Consider the following 17,586-nt stretch of genomic DNA (forward strand, 5'->3'; position numbering starts at 1 on the left):
TGAACCGAGTGAGATCGGTCTCGACATCGGCGACGGCATCCCTAGGGTCGCCGCCGGGGTGTCGGATCGGGCCGTGGGCGCCCGCGATCGCGCCCGAGAGGCAGGAGATGCAGGGTTGAACGACGCGACGACGAGCCGCGAGACGGCAATGATGGACGGCGGGGCCACGAAGCCGACCGGCCCGGTTTCGCCGCGACTGGCGCTGGTGCTGACCGGCGCGCTCCTGACGATGATCCTGGCGGCTCTCGACCAGAACATCGTCAACACCGCGCTCCCCCGGATCGTCGGCGATCTCGGTGGCATGCAGCATCTGTCGTGGGTCGTCACCGCCTTCATGCTGACCTCGACCGCGACGACGACGCTCTACGGCAAGCTCTCCGATCTGTTCGGCCGGCGCCTGCTGATCTTCGTCGCGGTCGGGCTCTTCCTCGCCGGGTCGCTCGCCTGCGGCTCGGCGCGCTCGATGGGCGCATTGATCGCCTTTCGCGGGCTGCAGGGGCTCGGCGCCGGTGGTCTGCTGGTGCTCGCCCAATCGGTGATCGGCGACGTCATCTCGCCCCGCGAGCGGCCGCGCTATCAGGGGCTCTTCACCGGCACGTTCGCCCTCGCGTCGGTCGCCGGCCCCGTGCTCGGCGGCGCCATCACGCAGATGATCTCTTGGCGCTGGGTGTTCTACATCAACCTACCGATCGGGCTCCTGGCGCTGACCATGATCGCCGTCGCCCTGCCCGGCTCGGCGAAGCGCGAGACGGCGCCGATCGACTGGATCGGCGCGGCCCTCCTGACGGGTGCCACCGCGAGCTTCCTGTTGCTGCTCGCCTGGGGCGGCAGCGAATTTCCCTGGGTGTCGCCGTCGGCGGCGGGGCTTCTGACGCTGACGGTGCTCCTGGTGGCCGGCTTCCTGGCGCAGGAACGCCGCGCCGCCGATCCGCTGATCCGCCTGCCGCTGTTCCACAACGTGGTCTTCCGTCGCGGCGTGGTGGTCGGCGGCATGATGGTCTTCGCGATGATGGGATCGACCGTCTTCCTGCCGCTCTATTTCCAGCTGGTGCTCGGCATGGCGCCGGCGACCGCCGGGGCCATGCTCCTGCCGCAGGTGGTCGGGATGGTGCTCACCTCCTTCATCGGCGGCGCGCTGGTGTCGCGCAGCGGGCGCAATCGACCGTTCCTGCTCGCCGGGATCGGGCTCGAGGCGGTGGCGCTCGCCAGCCTCGCGGTCTTCGCCTGGGTGGGCGCCGCGCCGATGGTGTTCCTGGTGTCGATGGCCCTTCTCGGCCTCGGGATGGGCATGGGCATGCCCAACATCACGGTGGCGGTGCAGAACGCGGTGGCGCATCGCGAGTTGGGGGCGGCGACCGGGGCCATGACCTTCGCCCGCTCGCTCGGCGGGGCGCTCGGGGTCGCGACCTCGGGCACGATCATGGCGCAGCGCCTTTCCGGCGCCTTCGGCCACATCGGCGGCATCGACGTCGCCGATCTGACGGCGCACGGCGTCGAGGCGCTGGCCCGGTTCACGCCGGCGCAGCAAGCGATGGTCTCGGACGTCTATCGCGGCGCGCTGACCGGCTGTTTCGTGCTCTCCGGCGTGGTGATGACCATCGCCTTCGTGCTGGTGCTCGGCCTGCCCGACACGCTGCTGCGCGACGCGATCTCCGAGGAGTGAGCGCAGAGCGGGGCTCCGGCTCGGGTCGGGAGCGGAGGCCCTTCATGCCGAGGTGCGCGAGCGAGCGAGCCCCGAAGCGCGAAGGGCCGATCGGCGCGGCCCGTCGACGACCTCGTGTTTCGAGGCCCGGCCGTCGGCCGGGCACCTCGACAGGAAGTCGAACAGGGAGGGCATGGAGCCCGCCCTCCCCACGTCCCGATCACCCCAACAGGTCGGCCAGCGCCAGCGCCACCACCTGCGTCGCCTTGCGCAGGTCCTCGAGCGGCAGGCGCTCGTCGGCGCGGTGGGCGTTGGCCTCGATGATGGTGCGCGGCCCCGCGCCGTAGAGGACGATCGGCACGCCGGCGTCGGCATAGTGGCGGGCGTCGGTATAGAGCGGCACGCCCTTGATGCCGATCTCCTCGCCGAAGACGGCGGAGGCGTGCTTCGTCAGCGCCGCCGAGAGCGACTCCGAGCCCGGCAGCGGGGTCAGCGGGCGGGCGAGCAGGATGCGGTTGATGCTCACCCGGGCGGCCGGATAGGCCTTCATCGCGCCCTCGATGACGCCGCGCAGGTCCGCCTCGACCGTCTCCGGGCTCTCTTCCGGGATCATGCGGCGGTCGAGCCGGATCTTGACCTTGTCGGGCACGACGTTGGTGTTGATGCCGCCTTCGATCAGGCCGACGGTGAGCTGCGGGCTGCCGATGCCCGGGGTCGCCGAGACGGTCGCTGCGAGCGACTTTCGGAAGGCATAGAGCCCGTTCAGCACGCCGGTCGCCGCCTCCAGCGCATCGATGCCGGTGAAGGGCATGGCGGCATGGGCGGACTTGCCCTCGACCACGATCTCCAGGTGGAGACAGCCGTTGTGGGCATCGACGACGGCATAGGAGAAGCCGGCGGCGATGGCGTGGGTCGGCTTGGTCAGCCCCTCTTCGAGGAGCCATTTCGGGCCGATCTCGCCGCCGGCCTCCTCGTCCCAGGTGCCGTGGATCTCGACCGTGCCGTTCAGGGGAACGCCGGCCTTCTCGAGGGCGAGGATCGCGAAGGCGTAGGTGGCGAAGTCGCACTTCGACACCGCGACGCCACGTCCGTACATCCAGCCGTCGCGGATCTCGGCGCCGTAGGGGTCGGCGGTCCAGCCCTCGCCGGGGGGGACGACGTCGCCATGGGCGTTGAGCGCGATCACCGGGCCGCCGGTGCCGAAGCTGCGGCGGGCGATGAGGTTGGTGGCGGAGATCATGCCGTTGGCCTCGACCACGGCCTTCGGCACCGGGTGACGCTCGACCGTGAAGCCGCGCGCCTCCAGTTCCTTCGCCGTCACCTCGGCATGGGCGGCGCAATCGCCGGGCGGATTGTCGGAGGGGCATTTCACCAGGGCGGCGACCATCGCCACCTCGTCTTCGAACGAGGCGTCGACGAGGGCGGCGATGCGGGCGGCGGTGTCGGTGGTCATCGGGGGGTTCCGTCAGCGGTGTCACGGGAATGGAGGCGGCGGCCGGCGACGCGGGTCTCGGTGACGATGCGATCGTCGCCGAGCACGGCGAGGGCGAAGAGGCGATCCTCGAGCGTCTCGGAGAGATCGTCGCGGGCGGCGAGGACGGGGGTGGCGCGCGGGTCGAGCACCACGAAGTCGGCGAAACGGCCGGGTTCGAGCGAGCCGATCTCGCCCTCGAGGCCGAGGGCGCGGGCATTGCCGAGGGTGGCGAGATAGAAGGCGCGGGTGGCGGTGAGGTCGCCGCCCTTGAGCCGCGCGATCTCGATGGCACGGCCGCAGGTCGCCGGCATCGACCAGGAGGTGCCGCCGCCGACGTCGGTTGCGAGCGCGACGCGGACCGGACGCTCCTGATCCTCGAGGCCGGCGAGATCGAAGAGGCCGGAGCCGAGGAAGAGGTTCGAAGTCGGGCAATGGACGGCGATCGAGCCGGTCTCGGCGAGACGGCGGCGCTCGACCTCGTCGAGGTGGATGGCATGACCGAAGAGCGAGCGCGGCCCGAGCAGGCCGAAGCGATCGTAGACGTCGGTGTAGCTCGCCGCCTTGGGGAAGAGCGCGCGCACGGTCTCGATCTCGCGCGGGCTCTCGGAGAGATGGGTCTGCATCAGGCAGCGCGGATGCGCGGCGAGAAGCTCGCCCGCGAGCCGGAGCTGGGTCTCGGTCGAGGTGATGGCGAAGCGCGGGGTGATCACGTAGCGGGCGCGGCCACGGCCGTGCCACCGCGCGATCAGCGCCTCGCTCTCCAGGATGCCCTTCTCGGGGTCGTCACGCACGCTCTCGGGGCAGGCGCGATCCATCAGCGTCTTGCCGGTGGCGATCGCCATGCCGCGCCGCTGCGCCGCCGAGAAGAGTGCCTCGGCCGCCACCGCGTGGGACGAGGAATAGGCGGCGGCGCAAGTGGTTCCGTTCTCGAGCAGGCGGTCGAGAAAGGCCTCGGCGGCCGCTTCGGCATGCATGCGGTCCGCATAACGTGCCTCCTCGCGGAAGGTGAAGCGCTCCAGCCACTCGAGGAGATCACGGCCGGGGGCGGCGAGCATGCGCCATTGCGGGAAATGGACGTGGGTGTCGATGAAGCCGGCCGAGAGCAGGCGGTCGCCGTGATCGACGCGGGGCGCGGCGCTGTGGCGGGCGGGGAGATCGGCCGCCGCGCCCGACCACAGGATCCGGCCGTCGTCGTCGACCACGACCGCGCCGCGCTCGTGAAAGCGCACGGCGGCGGCACCCGCGTGGGCGGGATCGTCGAGATAGGAGAGGGTCCGGGCGAAGTGAATCTCGCTCAACGGTCTCGCTCCTTCTCGGCCAGATCCAGGATGGTGCGCACCAGCGCCTCGATGCCGAGACCGAGATCGAGCGGATCCGACCATTCCAGGGGATTGTGGCTGATGCCGGCCTTGGACCGGATGAACAGCATGGCGGAGGGGAAGGACCGCGCCATCGCCATGGCGTCGTGGCCGGCGCCCGAGGGCAGGCGGCGCAGATCGAGCCCGAGCGAAACGACGGCGCGGGCGAAGGCCTCCTGCAGGCCTTCGTCCATCGGGCAGGTCGGCACGTCGACGTTGCGTTCGAGGGCGACGCTCAGGCCGCGCCGTTCGGCGATGCGCCCGGCCTCCCAGGCGATGCGCTCGAGCGCGACGAGGCGCGGCGTGTCGGCGGCGGCGCGCACGTCGAGGCTCGCCTCGACCCGGCCGGGAACGGTGTTGCCGGCGCCGGGAAAGACCTGGACCCGGCCGACGGTGGCGACCAGTTCGCCGGTGCCCTGGCGGCCGATCCGCTCGACGCCGAGGATGATCTCGGCGAGACCGGCGAGCGCGTCGCGGCGCAGATCCATCGGCACGGTGCCGGCGTGGCCGGCCATGCCGGTCAGGGTCATCGACATGCGGGTCTGGCCGGCAATCGAAGTGACGACGCCGAGCGGCAGCCCCCAATGTTCCAGACGCGGACCCTGCTCGATGTGGATCTCGAGATAGCCGAGGACGCCGGCGGGGTCGATCGTCGCCGTCTCGATCCGGGCAGGATCGCAGCCGAAGGCGATCAACGCCTCCGCCAGTTTGACGCCGTCGCGGTCGCGCGCCTCCAGCCACTCGCGGCGATAGGTTCCGGTCGCGGCCGACGAGGATGAGAGCGCCGAGGGGAAGCGAACGCCTTCTTCGTCGCCGAAGGCCAATATTTCGACGGCAAAGGGAAGCCGAAGGCCGCGTCGTTCGATCTCCTCCAGCGCGAGGATGCCGCCGATCACGCCGAGCGTGCCGTCGAGCTTGCCGGCATCGACGACGGTGTCGATGTGCGAGCCGATCAGGAGGGTGCGCGGGGCGGCGCCCTCGTCGGCGGCACGGCGGCCGCGCAAGGTGGCGACGGGATCGAGTTCGGTGGTCAGGCCGCGCTCGCGCATCCAGCCGCCGACCAGATCGATCGAGCGAGCGTGGGCCGGCGACAGATAGGTACGGGTGATCCGGCCCGGCTCGTCGGTGACGCGAGCGAGTTCGTCGAGCAGGCTCTGGGCGAGGCGGCCGAGATCTTCGGGCGAGCGGGCGGCGTCGGTCACTGGGCGATGCGATCCTCGAGGCGGAAGCGGACGATGCGGACGATCTGCCCGATCGCCTGATCGAATTCGGCCTCGGGCGGGTTCGGCAGACGCGCCTCGAAGGCCTCGAGGATCGTCGTCTTGGTCGCTCCCTTGACCGCGAGGATGAAGGGAAAGCCGAACTTCGCCCGATAGGCGTCGTTCAGACGAGTAAATCGAGCGAATTCCTCGTCGGTCAAGGTGTCGAGGCCGGCGCCGGCCTGTTCCTTGCGCGACGCCTCGGCGACCGTGCCGGCGCGGGCGGCGCGGCCGGCGAGATCGGGGTGGGCGCGGATCAGGGCGAGGCGGGTCTCGGCCGAGGCGGTGGCGATCGCGTCCGCGAAGGCGACGATCATCGCCTCGCGCGAGGCATAGGGGCGCGACGCGACGGCGCCTTCGGCCACCCAGGGCGAATGTTCGGCGACGTCGGCGAAGGTCGCGACGAAGTCGTCGGGCGGAAGCGCGTTCACCGCGTCGAGGCTCAGCGACATGCCCCCTCCCCTCAATGCGCGGCGAGCCAGCCGGCGAGTTTGGCGCGATCTTCGTCGGTGAAGCCGGTCTCGTTGCCGAGCGGCATGGCGTCGGTGTCGACCGCCTGCGCCTTGATCAGCGGCGCGAAGCGAACGAGGTCGTCGACAGCACCGAGGGTGACCCCCTTCGGCGCCTCGGTGAAGCCCTCGTGGGTCGGTTTGACGGCGTGACACATGATGCAGTGTTTCGCGGTCAATGCCAGCACTTCCGTGTCGGAAACGGCGGCGCCCGACAGGGTCGCGGTCTTGGGCGCGGTCAGGATCAGCGCGGCGATCAGGCCGACGGCGGCGATCGCCGGGGCCCACAGGATCTTCGCCAGGCCGTCGCCGGCCTCGTGGCGGACGATGAAGTGGCGGATCGGGCCGCCGACCACCAGGATCAGCGCGGCGAGCAGCCACGACTGCGGATGGTTCGACAGGATCGGATAATGGTTCGACACCATCATCAGGAGGACCGGCAGGGTCAGATAGGTGTTGTGGACCGAGCGCTGCTTGGCCATGGCGCCGAGGCGGCCGTCCGGGGTCTCGCCGGCGATCAGCTGATCGACCATCTTGCGCTGGTTCGGGATGATGACCCGGAAGACGTTGGCCGCCATGATCGTGCCGACGAAGGCGCCGACGTGGAGGAAGGCACCGCGACCGGAGAACACATGGGTGAAGCCGAAGGCGGCGCCGACGATCAGCACGAAGACCACCGCCGCCAAGGGCAAGGTGGTGCGGCCGAGCGGCGACCGGCAGATCGCGTCATAGGTGAACCAGCCGGCGGTGAGCGCGCCGATCGAAATGGCGATCGCCTGCCACGGCTCGAGCGGCATCACCTTGGGGTCGATCATATAGGCGCGGGCGTTCAGCCAATACTGGACCGCCATCAGGACGATGCCGCTGACGAAGGTCAGGTAGGCGTCCCATTTGTACCACTTCAGATGCTCCGGCAGCGTCGGCGGCGCGACCGTGAACTTGTCGACATGATAGAAGCCGCCGCCATGGACCAGCCATGCGGTGCCGTAGACGTCCGACGGGGTCTTCGGATCCTTGCGGAAGGAGACGTCGAGGGCGATGAAGAAGAACGAGGTGCCGATCCAGCCGATGCCGACGATCAGATGGAACCAGCGCGTCAGGATGTTCAGCCAATCGGCGGCATAAGCGAGCATCGCGCGGCCCTTCTCGATCTCGATGGCGCAAGGCGGATCACGCGGGGGCCGCCGATCACAATTTATCGCAGGGCAATATCGTATACAACATTGGCGCACGGCGACCGCCGCACAAATGTTGGCCATGAACAGGACAAAGGCAGGGCGTCCGCGACGATCTCCGTCGCGGACGCCCCGATCGTGGATCAGCCCGGAAGCTTGTCGTCGATGCCCTTGACGTACCAGTTCATCGACAGGATGGCGCCGTCGTCGAGGTTCTCGACCACGGTCCCGTCCTGCTTGGTGATCTTGCCGCCGAAGGGCTTGATCGAACCATCCTTGATGCCGGCCATGGTCTTCTCGGCCATCGCCTTGACGTCGTCGGGGACGTTTACGATCGGCGGCAGGACGACCATGCCCTTGGCCATGCCGTCCCAGGTGTCGGTCGACTTCCAGGTGCCGGCGAGGACCTGCTTGACCTGGTCGACGTAGTAGCCGTCCCAATCGTCGGTGATGGCGGTGATCTGGGCCTTGGGCGCGAACTTCGCCATGTCCGAGGACTGGCCGAAGCCGAGGATGCCCTTCTCCTGCGCCACCTGGAGGGGGGCGGTGGAGTCGGTGTGCTGGGTCAGGATGTCGGCGCCCTGGCCGATCAGCACCTTCGCCGCGTCGGCTTCCTTGCCCGGATCGTACCAGGAGTTCACCCACACGATCTTGACCTTGACGTTCGGGTTCACCGACTGGGCGCCGAGCATGAAGGCGTTGATGCCGGAGACCACTTCGGGGATCGGGAAGGAGACGATGTAGCCGATGACGTTCGACTTGGTCATCTTGCCGGCGATCTGGCCGATGACGTAGCGGCCTTCATAGAAGCGGGCGGAGAAGGTCGAGACGTTCTCGGCGCGCTTGTAGCCGGTGGCGTGGGCGAATTTCACCTTGGGGTACTTCTTGGCGACCTTGATGGTCGGGTCCATGAAGCCGAAGGAAGTGGTGAAGATGATCTGGTTGCCGTCGCGGGCGAGGCGCTCGATGGCGCGCTCCGCGTCGGGGCCTTCCGGCACGTTCTCGACATAGGAGGTGACGACCTTGTCGCCGAGTTCCTTCTCGACCGCCTTGCGGCCCTGATCGTGCTGGTAGGAATAGCCGAAGTCGCCGACCGGGCCGACGTAGACCCAGGCGGCCTTGAGCTTGTCGGCGGCGGCGGCCGGCCCGGCGGCGCCGGCGGCGAGCGCCACCGAGCCGAGCAGGGCGGTCTTCATCGCGTCACGACGGGTGAGCGCGGACCAGTTCTTCATGAGGACTTCCTCCATCCGAGGGGCGGTTGAATGCATTCTCGCGGGCGGGCCCGACCGCGTGCGGGCTCCGGCGCGAAAGGGAATCACCGATCCGGCACGAAGGATCGGCCGAGACAGGCGGGCGCGTCGCCGCCACCGCCGCGCTTGCGCGAGATGGCGACGAGAGCGGCGATGGTGACGAGATAGGGCAGCGACGACAAGAGCTGCGAGGGAACGCCGACGCCGAGGCCCTGGACGAAGAAGCCGAGGATCGTCACCGCGCCGAAGAGATAGGCGCCGATCACCAGCCGTCCCGGAAGCCACGACGAGAACACCACCAGCGCCAGCGCGATCCAGCCGCGCCCGGCGGTCATGTTCTCGATCCATTGCGGCGTGTAGGCGAGCGAGAGATAGCCGCCGCCGAGGCCCGACAGGGCGCCCCCGAAGAGGACCGCGAGCCAGCGCACCCGGATCACCGAATAGCCGAGCGCGTGCGCCGAGGCGTGATTGTCGCCGACGGCGCGCAGCACCAGGCCGGCGCGGGTGCGGAAGACACCCCAGGAGACGAACACGGCGAGCGCGAGCGCCAGATAGACCAGCACGTCCTGGCCGAACAGCAGCGGCCCGACGAAGGGCAGATCGCTGAGGCCGGGAATGTGGATCTTGGCGAGGCGGACGCCGGGCTGACCGACGAAGGATTCGCCGATCAGGCCGGAGAGACCGAGGCCGAGAAGCGTCAGCGCCAATCCGGTCGCGACCTGATTGGCGACGAGATTGAGGGTCAGGAAGCCGAAGGGAACCGCCAGCGCCGCGCCGGCGAGCGCCGAGGCGACGATGCCGAGATAGGGCGAGCCGGTGGTCAGCGCCACCGCGAAGCCGGCGACGGCGCCCATCACCATCATGCCCTCGACGCCGAGATTGAGGACGCCGGCGCGTTCGGTGACGAGTTCGCCCAGCGCCGCCAGCAAGAGCGGGGTCGAGGCGGTGACGATGGTGAGGAGAACCGCGAGAAGGGCGGAATCGGTGCTCATCGGGCGGCCTCCGGGGTGGTCCCGAACACGAGGCGGGGGCGATAGAGGATCAGAGTGTCGCAGGCGAGGACCCAGAACAACAGCACGCCCTGGAACACCCGCGCCGCCTTGTCGGAGAGGCCGAGGGCGATCTGCGCCGCCTCGCCGCCGAGATAGCTCACGGCGAGCATCAGGGCCGCCACCACCACGCCGATCGGATCGAGCCGGCCGAGGAAGGCGACGATGATCGCGGTGAAGCCGTAGCCGGGCGAGATGTTGGGCTGGAGCTGGCCGACCGTGGAGGCGACCTCGATCACCCCGGCGAGGCCGGCGAGACCGCCGGAGAGCAGGAACACGAAGATCACCATGCGATCGGCGGAGAAGCCGGCGAAGCGGCCGGCGCGCGGCGCCTCGCCCATCACCCGCACCTCGTAACCCTTGATGGTGCGCCGCATCAGCACGGCGAGCGCGATCGCCACCACCACGGCGATGACGATACCGATGTTGAGGCGGCCGTCGCCGATGGTCGGCATGGTCTGCCAATCCTCGAAGGAGACGGACTTCGGGAAATTGTAGCCGTGGGGATCGCGCCAGGGGCCGCGCACCAGCCAATCGAGCAACAGCTGGGCGACATAGACCATCATCAGCGAGACCAGGATCTCGTTGGCGCCGGTCTTCACCTTGAGGAGCGCCGGGACCAGCGCCCAGATCATGCCGCCGAGAATGCCGAGCACCAGCATCGCCACCAGGGTCAGCGGCGACTGCCAGGAATTGAACAGGATCGGCACCATCGAGCCGGCGAGCGCGCCCGCCGTCAGCTGTCCCTCGGCCCCGATGTTCCAGACGTTGGCGCGATAGGCGACGGAGAGGCCGACGCCGATCAGGATCAGCGGGGTCGCCTTGACCACCAGTTCCTGGAGGCTCCACAGCGAGGAGAAGGGCTCGACGAAGAATACCCACAGCGCGGTCAGCGGCGGCTTGCCGAGGATCGCGAAGATCAGGCCGCCGGTGATCATGGTGGCGACGACGGCGATCACCGGCGAGGCCCAGGCCATGACGAGAGAGCGCTCGCTCCGCTTTTCCAACTCAAAGCGCATGGCCGTCGGCCTCCCTCAGCTGACGAGCCTCGTCGACCCGGTCCGATCCCCCATGGGCACCGCCCATCAGGAGACCGATCTTCTCGAGCGTCATCACATGGGCGTCGTAGGCGGGCGAAAGGTGCCCGCGCGAGAGAACCGCGATGCGATCGGCGATCTCGAAGATCTCGTCGAGATCCTGACTGATCATCAACACCGCCGAACCGTCGGCGGCGAGGTCGATCAGGGCCTGACGGATCAGCGCGGCGGCGCCGGCGTCGACGCCCCAGGTCGGTTGATTGACCAGGAGCAGCAGCGGCTTGCGGTCGAGTTCGCGCCCCACCACGAATTTCTGCAGGTTGCCGCCGGAGAGCGAGCGCGCCTCCGGATCGGGCTTGCCCTTGCGCACGTCATAGGCCTCCGACACGCGGGCGGCGGTGGAGCGGGCGCGGGCGAAGTCGAGGAAGCCGATCAGGTTGCGGCCGGAATCCTCGTAGGCCGCGTGGCGGGTCAGGACGACGTTCTCGGAGAGCGGGAAGGCCGGCACGGCGCCGTGGCCGAGGCGTTCCTCGGGCACGAAGGCGGCGCCGAGCCTGCGCCGCTCGGTGACGCCGAGGCTGCCGCAGGCGGTGCCGTCGATCACCACCGCGCTGTTGCGCTCGACCGGACGTTCGCCGGAGATCGCGTCGAAGAATTCCGACTGGCCGTTGCCGGCGACCCCGGCGATGCCGAGGATCTCGCCGGCCCTGAGTTCCAGCGAGATGCCCTCGAGGGCGACCGAGAAGGGGCCGGAGGCCGGCAGGTCGAGCTTGTCGAGGAAGAGGCGCGGCGGGCCGCCGATGCGGGCGTGTTTGGGCCGGATCGCATGGACGTCGGCGCCGACCATCAGGCGGGCGAGGCTCGCCGCGGTCTCGGCGCGCGGGTCGACGCGGGCGACCACCTTGCCGTGACGCAGGATGGTGGCGGCGTGGCAGAGGCGCTTCACCTCCTCCAGCCGGTGCGAGATGTAGAGGACGGCACAGCCCTCGCTCGCCAGCCGCTCCAGCGTCAGGAAGAGCTGGTCGGCCTCCTGCGGGGTCAGGACCGCCGTCGGCTCGTCCATGATCAGAAGTTTGGGTTCCTGGATCAGACAGCGGACGATCTCGATGCGCTGGCGCTCGCCGACCGAGAGATCGGCGACCACCGCGCGCGGCTCGAGCGGCAGGCCGTAGTCGCGGGAGAGATCGGTGATCCGGGTCGACAGCGCCTTCATGTCGAAGGCGCCGGGGAGCGCCAGGGCGATGTTCTCGGCCACCGTCAGCGCCTCGAACAGCGAGAAGTGCTGGAACACCATGCCGATGCCGAGACGGCGGGCGGTGTTGGGATCGGAGATCGAGACCGCCTCGCCCTTCCAGAAGAAGCGCCCCTCGGTCGGCTGGAGCGAGCCGTAGATCATCTTGACCAGCGTCGACTTGCCGGCGCCGTTCTCGCCGAGCAGGGCGTGGATCTCGCCGGGGCGAATCCCCAGATCGACGTGATCGTTGGCGGTGAAGGCGCCGAATCGTTTGACGATCCCCCGCGCCTCGACGAGGAACTCGTCGCCGGCGCCGCCCTCCTCGTTCGGAACCGTCGTCTCGCTCGCCGTCATGCCCCCACTCCACTCATCCGCGCGGACGCGCGCGATGCCGCGCGATCCGTCTCTCGATCCGTCTCCCGGGCGGCCTCGTCGAGAACGAGAAGCTCCAGGGCGACCGCGGCGGCGATCACCGCCGGTGATTTCGATCGCGGCCCCCCGGCCCCGACGGGCATGACCATACGACGGATCGCCGCCTCCGTATGCCCCATTTCCAGAAGTCTGCTCACGAATCGAGCACGCTTGGTTTTCGAGCCGATGACCCCGACATGGGGCAGATCGGAGCGCCGCAGGGCGGCGTCGACGATCGCCAGATCGAGCGCGTGATCATGGGTCATGGCGAGAACGAAGGCGCCCGCCGGCATCGCGGCGAGGGCCGCGACCGGGTCGGGCACGACCCGGCAGGTGGCGTTCGCGGGATGGGCGGCGGGAAAGGCGTCGTCGCGGCCGTCGATCCATTCGACCCGGAACGGCAGCGGCGCCAGGGCGAGCGTCAGGGCGCGGCCGACGTGGCCGGCGCCGAACAGGAACAGGGGACGGCGGTCGTCGCCGAATCGTTCGACCCAGGTGCCGTCGGCCCGCAGGCCGGGCGCGCCGGGATCGGCGGCGACGTCGCGGACGAGGCGGCGGCCCTCGATTCGCGCCTCGGTGAAGAACGGCCCTTCGGCCTCGCGCGCGGCGAGCCGGCGCACGGTGGCGAGATCGCTCTCGTCGAGCACCTCGATGCCCAGCGTCACCCGGCCGCCGCAGCACTGGCCGAGATCCGGGCCGAGCACGACGTCGTGGAGCGTCACGGCGGCGTCGCCTTCGCCGAGCGCATTCCAGGCGAGCCGCAGCGCCCGCCATTCGAGCGCGCCACCGCCGATGGTGCCGCGAAAGCCGAGGTCGCGGCGCACCAGCAGCGAGGCGCCGATCTCGCGCGGGGTCGACCCGCGCGTCGCCACCACCACGACACGGGCGACGCGCCCCTGGTCCTCCAGGATCTCCAGAACGCGGCTCCACTCGGCGATCACGAACGCCCTCCGCTCGCGGGGTGTCTCATGGCGCGGGCGGCGACGACGATCGCTTCCGGCGTCGCCGGCAGGTCGAGCGGCGGCACCCGCCCCGGCGCCAGCGAGGCGAGCGCCCTCAGGATCGCCGAATGGACCGAGACCGCCAGCATCAGGGGCGGCTCGCCGACCGCCTTGGAGCGATGGACCGTGTCGACGGCCGATTCGCCCTCCCAGAGACGAACCCGGAAATCGGCGGGGACGTCGAAGGCGGTCGGGATCTTGTAGGTCGAGGGCGCGTGGGTGCGCAGGCGCCCCTTGTCGTCGAACACCAGCTCCTCGGTGGTGAGCCAGCCCATGCCCTGGACGAAGGCGCCTTCGATCTGACCGAGATCGAGCGCCGGATTGAGCGACCGGCCGACGTCGTGCAGCACGTCGACCCGGGTCACCCGCATCTCGCCGGTGAGCGTGTCGACGACCACCTCGGCGCAGGCCGCGCCTTGCGCGAAGTAGAAGAACGGCCTGCCGTGGCCGTTCTCGCGATCCCAGACGAGATCGGGCGTGGCGTAGAAGCCGGTCGACGACAGCGACAGCCGGCCGAGGTGGGCCTGACGGGCGACGTCGGCGAAGGAGTGGCTGCGGTCGGGACCGTGGACGCGGCCGCCCTCGAAACGCACCGCCTCGACCGGACAGCCGAGCAGGTCCGCCGCCTTCACCGCCAGACGATCGCGGATGATCATGGCGGCGCGCAGCGCCGCCATGCCGTTGAGATCGGAGCCGGAGGAGGCCGCCGTCGGCGCGGTGTTGGGCACCTTGGCGGTCGAGGTGGCGGCGATGCGGACCCGCGCCAGCGGCAGGCCGAAGACGTCGGCGACGATCTGCAGGATCTTGGTGTGGAGCCCCTGCCCCATCTCGGTGCCGCCGTGGTTCACCGCGACCGAGCCGTCGGCATAGACGTGGACCAGGGCGCCGGCCTGATTGAGATGGGTCAGCGTGAAAGAGATGCCGAACTTGACCGGGGTCAGCGCGATGCCGCGCCGCAGGAACGGGCTCGCGCCGTTGAAGGCCTCGATCTCGGCGACGCGGGCGCGATAGTCCGAGGTGCGTTCGAGTTCGCCGATCAGCGCCTGGAGAATGCCGCCGTCGACCACCTGCCCATAGGGGGTGACGCCGTGATGGGGCGAGCGCGCGTCCGGATAGAGATTGGCGAGGCGGACGTCGAGCGGATCGCGGCCGAGGCGGATGGCGACCGCGTCCATCATCCGCTCGGCGAAGGCGACGCCCTGGGGGCCGCCGAAGCCGCGGAAGGCGGTGTTGGAGACGGTGTCGGTCAGGAGCCGGCGCGAGCGGATGGTCGCGGCCGGGTAGTCGTAGGCGTTGTCGGCGTGGAACAGGGTGCGATCGACGACGCCCTGCGACAGGTCGGCGGAATGGCCGCAGCGCGCCAGGAACGTCACGTCGACCGCGCGGATCCGCCCGGCGTCATCGAAACCGGCGTGCCAATCGACGCGCATGTCGTGGCGCTTGCCGGTCATGATCATGTCGTCGTCGCGGTCGAGCCGGATCTTGGCGGGACGGCCGGTCGCGCGCGCGGCGAGCGCGGCGATCACCGCCCATTGCGTCGCCTGGCTCTCCTTGCCGCCGAAGCCGCCCCCCATGCGCCGGCACTCGCAGGTGATCATCGCCTCGGGCAGGCCGAGGACGCGCGCGGCGACGTGGGAAACCTCGGTCGGATGCTGGGTCGAGGAGAGGAGGCGGATCTCGCCGCCCTCGAGCGGTTCGGCGAAGGCGACCTGGGTCTCCAGATAGAAATGTTCCTGGCCGCCGACGAAGACCGTCTCCGCCAGACGATGCGGCGCGGCGACGAGGGCCGCCTCGGCGTCGCCCTTGCGGAAGGCATAGGGCGGCAGGACGTCGCTGTCGCGATCGACGGCGTCGGCGACGGTGACGGCGGGGCGTTCGGCCTCGACCTCGAAACGGGCGAGACGGGCGGCGGCGCGGGCGCTCGCGCGGGTGGTGGCGACCACCGCGAAGACGACCTGACCATGGAAGCGGATCACGCCCTCGGCGAAGACCGGGTCGCCGCCGATCGAGGGCGAGCAGTCGTTGACCGCCGGCACGTCCTCGGCGGTCAGCACCGCGACCACGCCGGGATGGGCGCGGACGGCGTCGAGATCGACGCCGATCAGGCGGCCGCGCGCGGCGTCGCGGCACCAGCCCGGAGCGATGTGGAGGGTGCCGGCCGGCTCGGGCAGATCGTCGATGTAGGGGGCGGCGCCGGTGACGTGGCGGACCGCCGATTCGTGCGGCAGGGCGCGGCCGACGAGGGGCTCAGTCATGGCCGCCTCCCTCTCTGCGGGCGAAGACGCGGGTCTTGCTCGTCGGCGTTCCCGCGATCTCGGCGAGGGCCTTGCCGAGGAGGGACACCGCCACTTCGAGACGATAGTCCGAGGTGCCGCGCAGGTCGGTGAGCGGCGTGAAGTCGAGACGCAGCGCCTCGAGCGCGGCGCGCCAGCTGGCGGCCTCGACGAGCGAGGCGCCGATCAGGGCGGCCTCGGCGCCGGAGGCCCGGCGCGGCGTGCCGGCCATGCCGCCGAAGGCGATGCGGGCCTCCACCACGGTCGGGCCGGCGAGCGTCAGGCGGACCGCGCCGAGCAGGGTCGAGATGTCCTGATCGTGGCGCTTGGCGATCTTCCAGGCGCGGAAGGCCTGGGCGGCGGTCGGCCGGGGCACCCGGATCGCGGTCACGATCTCGCCGGGGGAACGATCCTGACGGCCGTAGTCGAGGAAGAAGTCCTCGAGATCGAGGGTGCGGACGCGGTCGGCGGAGCACAGTTCGAGGGTGGCGCCGAGGGCGATCAGGAGCGGCGGCGTGTCGCCGATCGGCGAGCCGTTGGCGATGTTGCCGCCGAGGGTGCCGGAGGCGCGCACCTGGGCGCCGCCGATCCGGCGGAAGATCGCGGCGACGTCGGGGTCGAGGCGCCCCAGCGCCCGCCCGGCCCGCTCGAGGCTGACGCCGGCGCCGAGCGTGATCGCCTCTTCGTCCTCGACGATCGTGTCGAGCCCCTCGACATGGCCGAGATGGATCACCCGGGGCAGGTCGCGGCCGCCCTTGGTGATCCACAGGCCGACGTCGGTGGCGCCGCCGAGGAGAGTCGCGTCGGGGAAGGCGCGGGTGAGCTCGAGCAGCGTGTCGAGACGGCGCGGCGCGGCGAAGAAGCGGGTCTCGTCGCCGAGGAAGACGTCGACGCCGTCGGCCATTTCGGCGAGGCGGGCGGCGGCCTCGGCGGCGCGGACGAGGAAGGTGATCGGCGGACGGGCGTCCCGGCGCGCGTCGCAGGCCTCGAGCGCGGCGTCGACGATCGGGCGATAGCCGGTGCAGCGGCAGAGATTGCCGGCGAGACGGTCGATCACCGCCTCGCGGTCGACCTCGCCCTCGCGTGCCCACAGCGTGAACAAGCTCATGACGATGCCGGGGGTGCAGAAGCCGCATTGGGCGCCGTGATGGCGCACCATCGCCTCCTGGATCGGGTGCAGCGTGCCGTCGGCGTCGAGATCCTCGATCGTCACGAGTTCGCAGCCGTCGATCGAGGCGGTCGGGCGGATGCAGGCGGTGACCGGCTCATAGACCAGACGATCGCCGTCGAGCCGGCCGAGCGCCACGGTGCAGGCGCCGCAGTCGCCCTCGCCGCAGCCCTCGCGGGTGCCGGTGAGGCCTCGGACGAGACGCAGGTGATCGATCAGCATCTCGGTGGGCGCGACGTCGCTCCGCTCGATCACGCGACCCCGCGAGAGATACCGTATCGATCCCCGCATGGCGTCAGCTCCCTCGATAGGTGGCATATCCGTAGGGCGAGACGAGCAGCGGCACGTGCAGGTGACCGCTCGCGTCCGCCACGCCGAATCGCAGCGGGATCTCGTCCAGGAAGGCAGGATCGGGCAGGTTCGCGCCGTTCGTCCAGAAGTAGGCGCCGACCCGGAAGATCAATTCGTAGACGCCCGGCACGAAGGTGGCGTCCTCGAGCAGCGGCCGGTCGACGCGTCCGTCGGCATTGGTGCGCGTCTCGACCAGCAGCCGGCGCGCGCCGTCCGGATCGAGTGCCCACAGCGCGAGCGAGAGATTGGCCGCCGGCAAGCCGGTCGACGTGTCGAGTACGTGTGTCGTCAGTCTGCCCATCGGTCCTCTCCGATCGGCGGAACCGTTCCGCTACCGCGTTCCGCCTTCGGCCTCGATCCGAGACAATGCGCGAAGTAGACCGTTCGAAACAGCG

Annotated in this window: 14 protein-coding genes; 1 reads left to right on the forward strand and 13 read right to left on the reverse strand. The window is 70.2% G+C overall.

Annotated features, from left to right (window positions below; genetic code table 11):
* The first annotated feature begins 115 nt into the window (after window positions 1-115).
* Window positions 116-1,663, forward strand: a complete 1,548-nt coding sequence (locus J3S89_RS21990) for an MDR family MFS transporter (protein ID WP_217931557.1) — start codon at window positions 116-118, stop codon at window positions 1,661-1,663.
* A 199-nt stretch (window positions 1,664-1,862) separates the two neighbouring features.
* On the opposite strand, the gene J3S89_RS21995 is transcribed toward J3S89_RS21990, so the two are convergent.
* The 13 genes from J3S89_RS21995 to uraH all read right to left on the reverse strand — a co-directional run bounded on the left by J3S89_RS21995 (window position 1,863) and on the right by uraH (window position 17,492).
* Window positions 1,863-3,095: a M20/M25/M40 family metallo-hydrolase gene (locus J3S89_RS21995; RefSeq protein ID WP_217931559.1), complete on the reverse strand. Its 1,233-nt coding sequence runs from the start codon at window positions 3,093-3,095 to the stop codon at window positions 1,863-1,865.
* Window positions 3,092-4,414, reverse strand: coding sequence for a guanine deaminase (gene guaD / locus J3S89_RS22000; RefSeq protein WP_217931561.1), 1,323 nt, complete (start codon window positions 4,412-4,414; stop codon window positions 3,092-3,094). The genes J3S89_RS21995 and guaD overlap by 4 nt, the downstream gene beginning before the upstream one ends.
* Window positions 4,411-5,676 (reverse strand): allantoate amidohydrolase, encoded by a 1,266-nt coding sequence (locus J3S89_RS22005; protein WP_217931563.1) that lies wholly within the window; start codon window positions 5,674-5,676, stop codon window positions 4,411-4,413. The genes guaD and J3S89_RS22005 overlap by 4 nt, the downstream gene beginning before the upstream one ends.
* Window positions 5,673-6,185, reverse strand: coding sequence for a 2-oxo-4-hydroxy-4-carboxy-5-ureidoimidazoline decarboxylase (uraD, locus tag J3S89_RS22010; protein ID WP_217931565.1), 513 nt, complete (start codon window positions 6,183-6,185; stop codon window positions 5,673-5,675). The genes J3S89_RS22005 and uraD overlap by 4 nt, the downstream gene beginning before the upstream one ends.
* A gap of 11 nt (window positions 6,186-6,196) precedes the next feature.
* The gene (locus tag J3S89_RS22015; RefSeq protein WP_217931567.1) at window positions 6,197-7,375 is read right to left on the reverse strand and encodes a urate hydroxylase PuuD; all 1,179 of its coding nucleotides are present in this window, start codon (window positions 7,373-7,375) and stop codon (window positions 6,197-6,199) included.
* Between the two features lie 185 nt (window positions 7,376-7,560).
* Entirely contained in the window at window positions 7,561-8,613 is a 1,053-nt protein-coding gene (locus J3S89_RS22020; RefSeq protein ID WP_217931914.1) for a BMP family ABC transporter substrate-binding protein, read from the reverse strand.
* Between the two features lie 119 nt (window positions 8,614-8,732).
* Complete coding sequence (locus tag J3S89_RS22025) at window positions 8,733-9,659, reverse strand: ABC transporter permease (RefSeq protein WP_217931569.1); 927 nt, start codon at window positions 9,657-9,659, stop codon at window positions 8,733-8,735.
* Window positions 9,656-10,735, reverse strand: a complete 1,080-nt coding sequence (locus J3S89_RS22030) for an ABC transporter permease (protein ID WP_217931571.1) — start codon at window positions 10,733-10,735, stop codon at window positions 9,656-9,658. The genes J3S89_RS22025 and J3S89_RS22030 overlap by 4 nt, the downstream gene beginning before the upstream one ends.
* Window positions 10,725-12,341, reverse strand: coding sequence for an ABC transporter ATP-binding protein (locus J3S89_RS22035; RefSeq protein WP_217931573.1), 1,617 nt, complete (start codon window positions 12,339-12,341; stop codon window positions 10,725-10,727). Before J3S89_RS22035 ends, J3S89_RS22030 begins: the two co-directional genes overlap by 11 nt.
* On the reverse strand, window positions 12,338-13,339 hold the full coding sequence (gene xdhC, locus J3S89_RS22040; protein WP_217931575.1) for a xanthine dehydrogenase accessory protein XdhC: 1,002 nt from the start codon (window positions 13,337-13,339) through the stop codon (window positions 12,338-12,340). Before xdhC ends, J3S89_RS22035 begins: the two co-directional genes overlap by 4 nt.
* A complete protein-coding gene (xdhB, locus tag J3S89_RS22045; protein WP_217931577.1) occupies window positions 13,336-15,654 on the reverse strand; it encodes a xanthine dehydrogenase molybdopterin binding subunit in 2,319 nt (772 codons plus the stop codon). Before xdhB ends, xdhC begins: the two co-directional genes overlap by 4 nt.
* Window positions 15,647-17,158, reverse strand: a complete 1,512-nt coding sequence (gene xdhA / locus J3S89_RS22050) for a xanthine dehydrogenase small subunit (RefSeq protein WP_338020057.1) — start codon at window positions 17,156-17,158, stop codon at window positions 15,647-15,649. The genes xdhB and xdhA overlap by 8 nt, the downstream gene beginning before the upstream one ends.
* Window positions 17,136-17,492 carry a hydroxyisourate hydrolase gene (uraH, locus tag J3S89_RS22055; protein ID WP_217931582.1) on the reverse strand — a complete coding sequence of 119 codons (357 nt, stop codon included), beginning with the start codon at window positions 17,490-17,492 and terminating at the stop codon, window positions 17,136-17,138. The genes xdhA and uraH overlap by 23 nt, the downstream gene beginning before the upstream one ends.
* Between the last annotated feature and the right edge of the window lie 94 nt (window positions 17,493-17,586).

The sequence above is a fragment of the Pinisolibacter aquiterrae genome, from assembly GCF_019160155.1.
In the GTDB taxonomy this organism is placed as follows: Bacteria; Pseudomonadota; Alphaproteobacteria; order Rhizobiales; family Ancalomicrobiaceae; genus Pinisolibacter; species Pinisolibacter aquiterrae.

Bases quoted from the DNA above. Each gene is read 5' to 3' on its own strand.
- J3S89_RS21995 (WP_217931559.1), bottom strand. From the start codon at position 3,095: ATGACCACCGACACCGCCGCCCGCATCGCCGCCCTCGTCGACGCCTCG.
- uraD (WP_217931565.1), bottom strand. From the start codon at position 6,185: ATGTCGCTGAGCCTCGACGCGGTGAACGCGCTTCCGCCCGACGACTTC.
- J3S89_RS22015 (WP_217931567.1), bottom strand. From the start codon at position 7,375: ATGCTCGCTTATGCCGCCGATTGGCTGAACATCCTGACGCGCTGGTTC.
- J3S89_RS22020 (WP_217931914.1), bottom strand. From the start codon at position 8,613: ATGAAGACCGCCCTGCTCGGCTCGGTGGCGCTCGCCGCCGGCGCCGCC.
- J3S89_RS22025 (WP_217931569.1), bottom strand. From the start codon at position 9,659: ATGAGCACCGATTCCGCCCTTCTCGCGGTTCTCCTCACCATCGTCACC.
- J3S89_RS22030 (WP_217931571.1), bottom strand. From the start codon at position 10,735: ATGCGCTTTGAGTTGGAAAAGCGGAGCGAGCGCTCTCTCGTCATGGCC.
- J3S89_RS22035 (WP_217931573.1), bottom strand. From the start codon at position 12,341: ATGACGGCGAGCGAGACGACGGTTCCGAACGAGGAGGGCGGCGCCGGC.
- xdhB (WP_217931577.1), bottom strand. From the start codon at position 15,654: ATGACTGAGCCCCTCGTCGGCCGCGCCCTGCCGCACGAATCGGCGGTC.
- xdhA (WP_338020057.1), bottom strand. From the start codon at position 17,158: ATGCCACCTATCGAGGGAGCTGACGCCATGCGGGGATCGATACGGTAT.
- uraH (WP_217931582.1), bottom strand. From the start codon at position 17,492: ATGGGCAGACTGACGACACACGTACTCGACACGTCGACCGGCTTGCCG.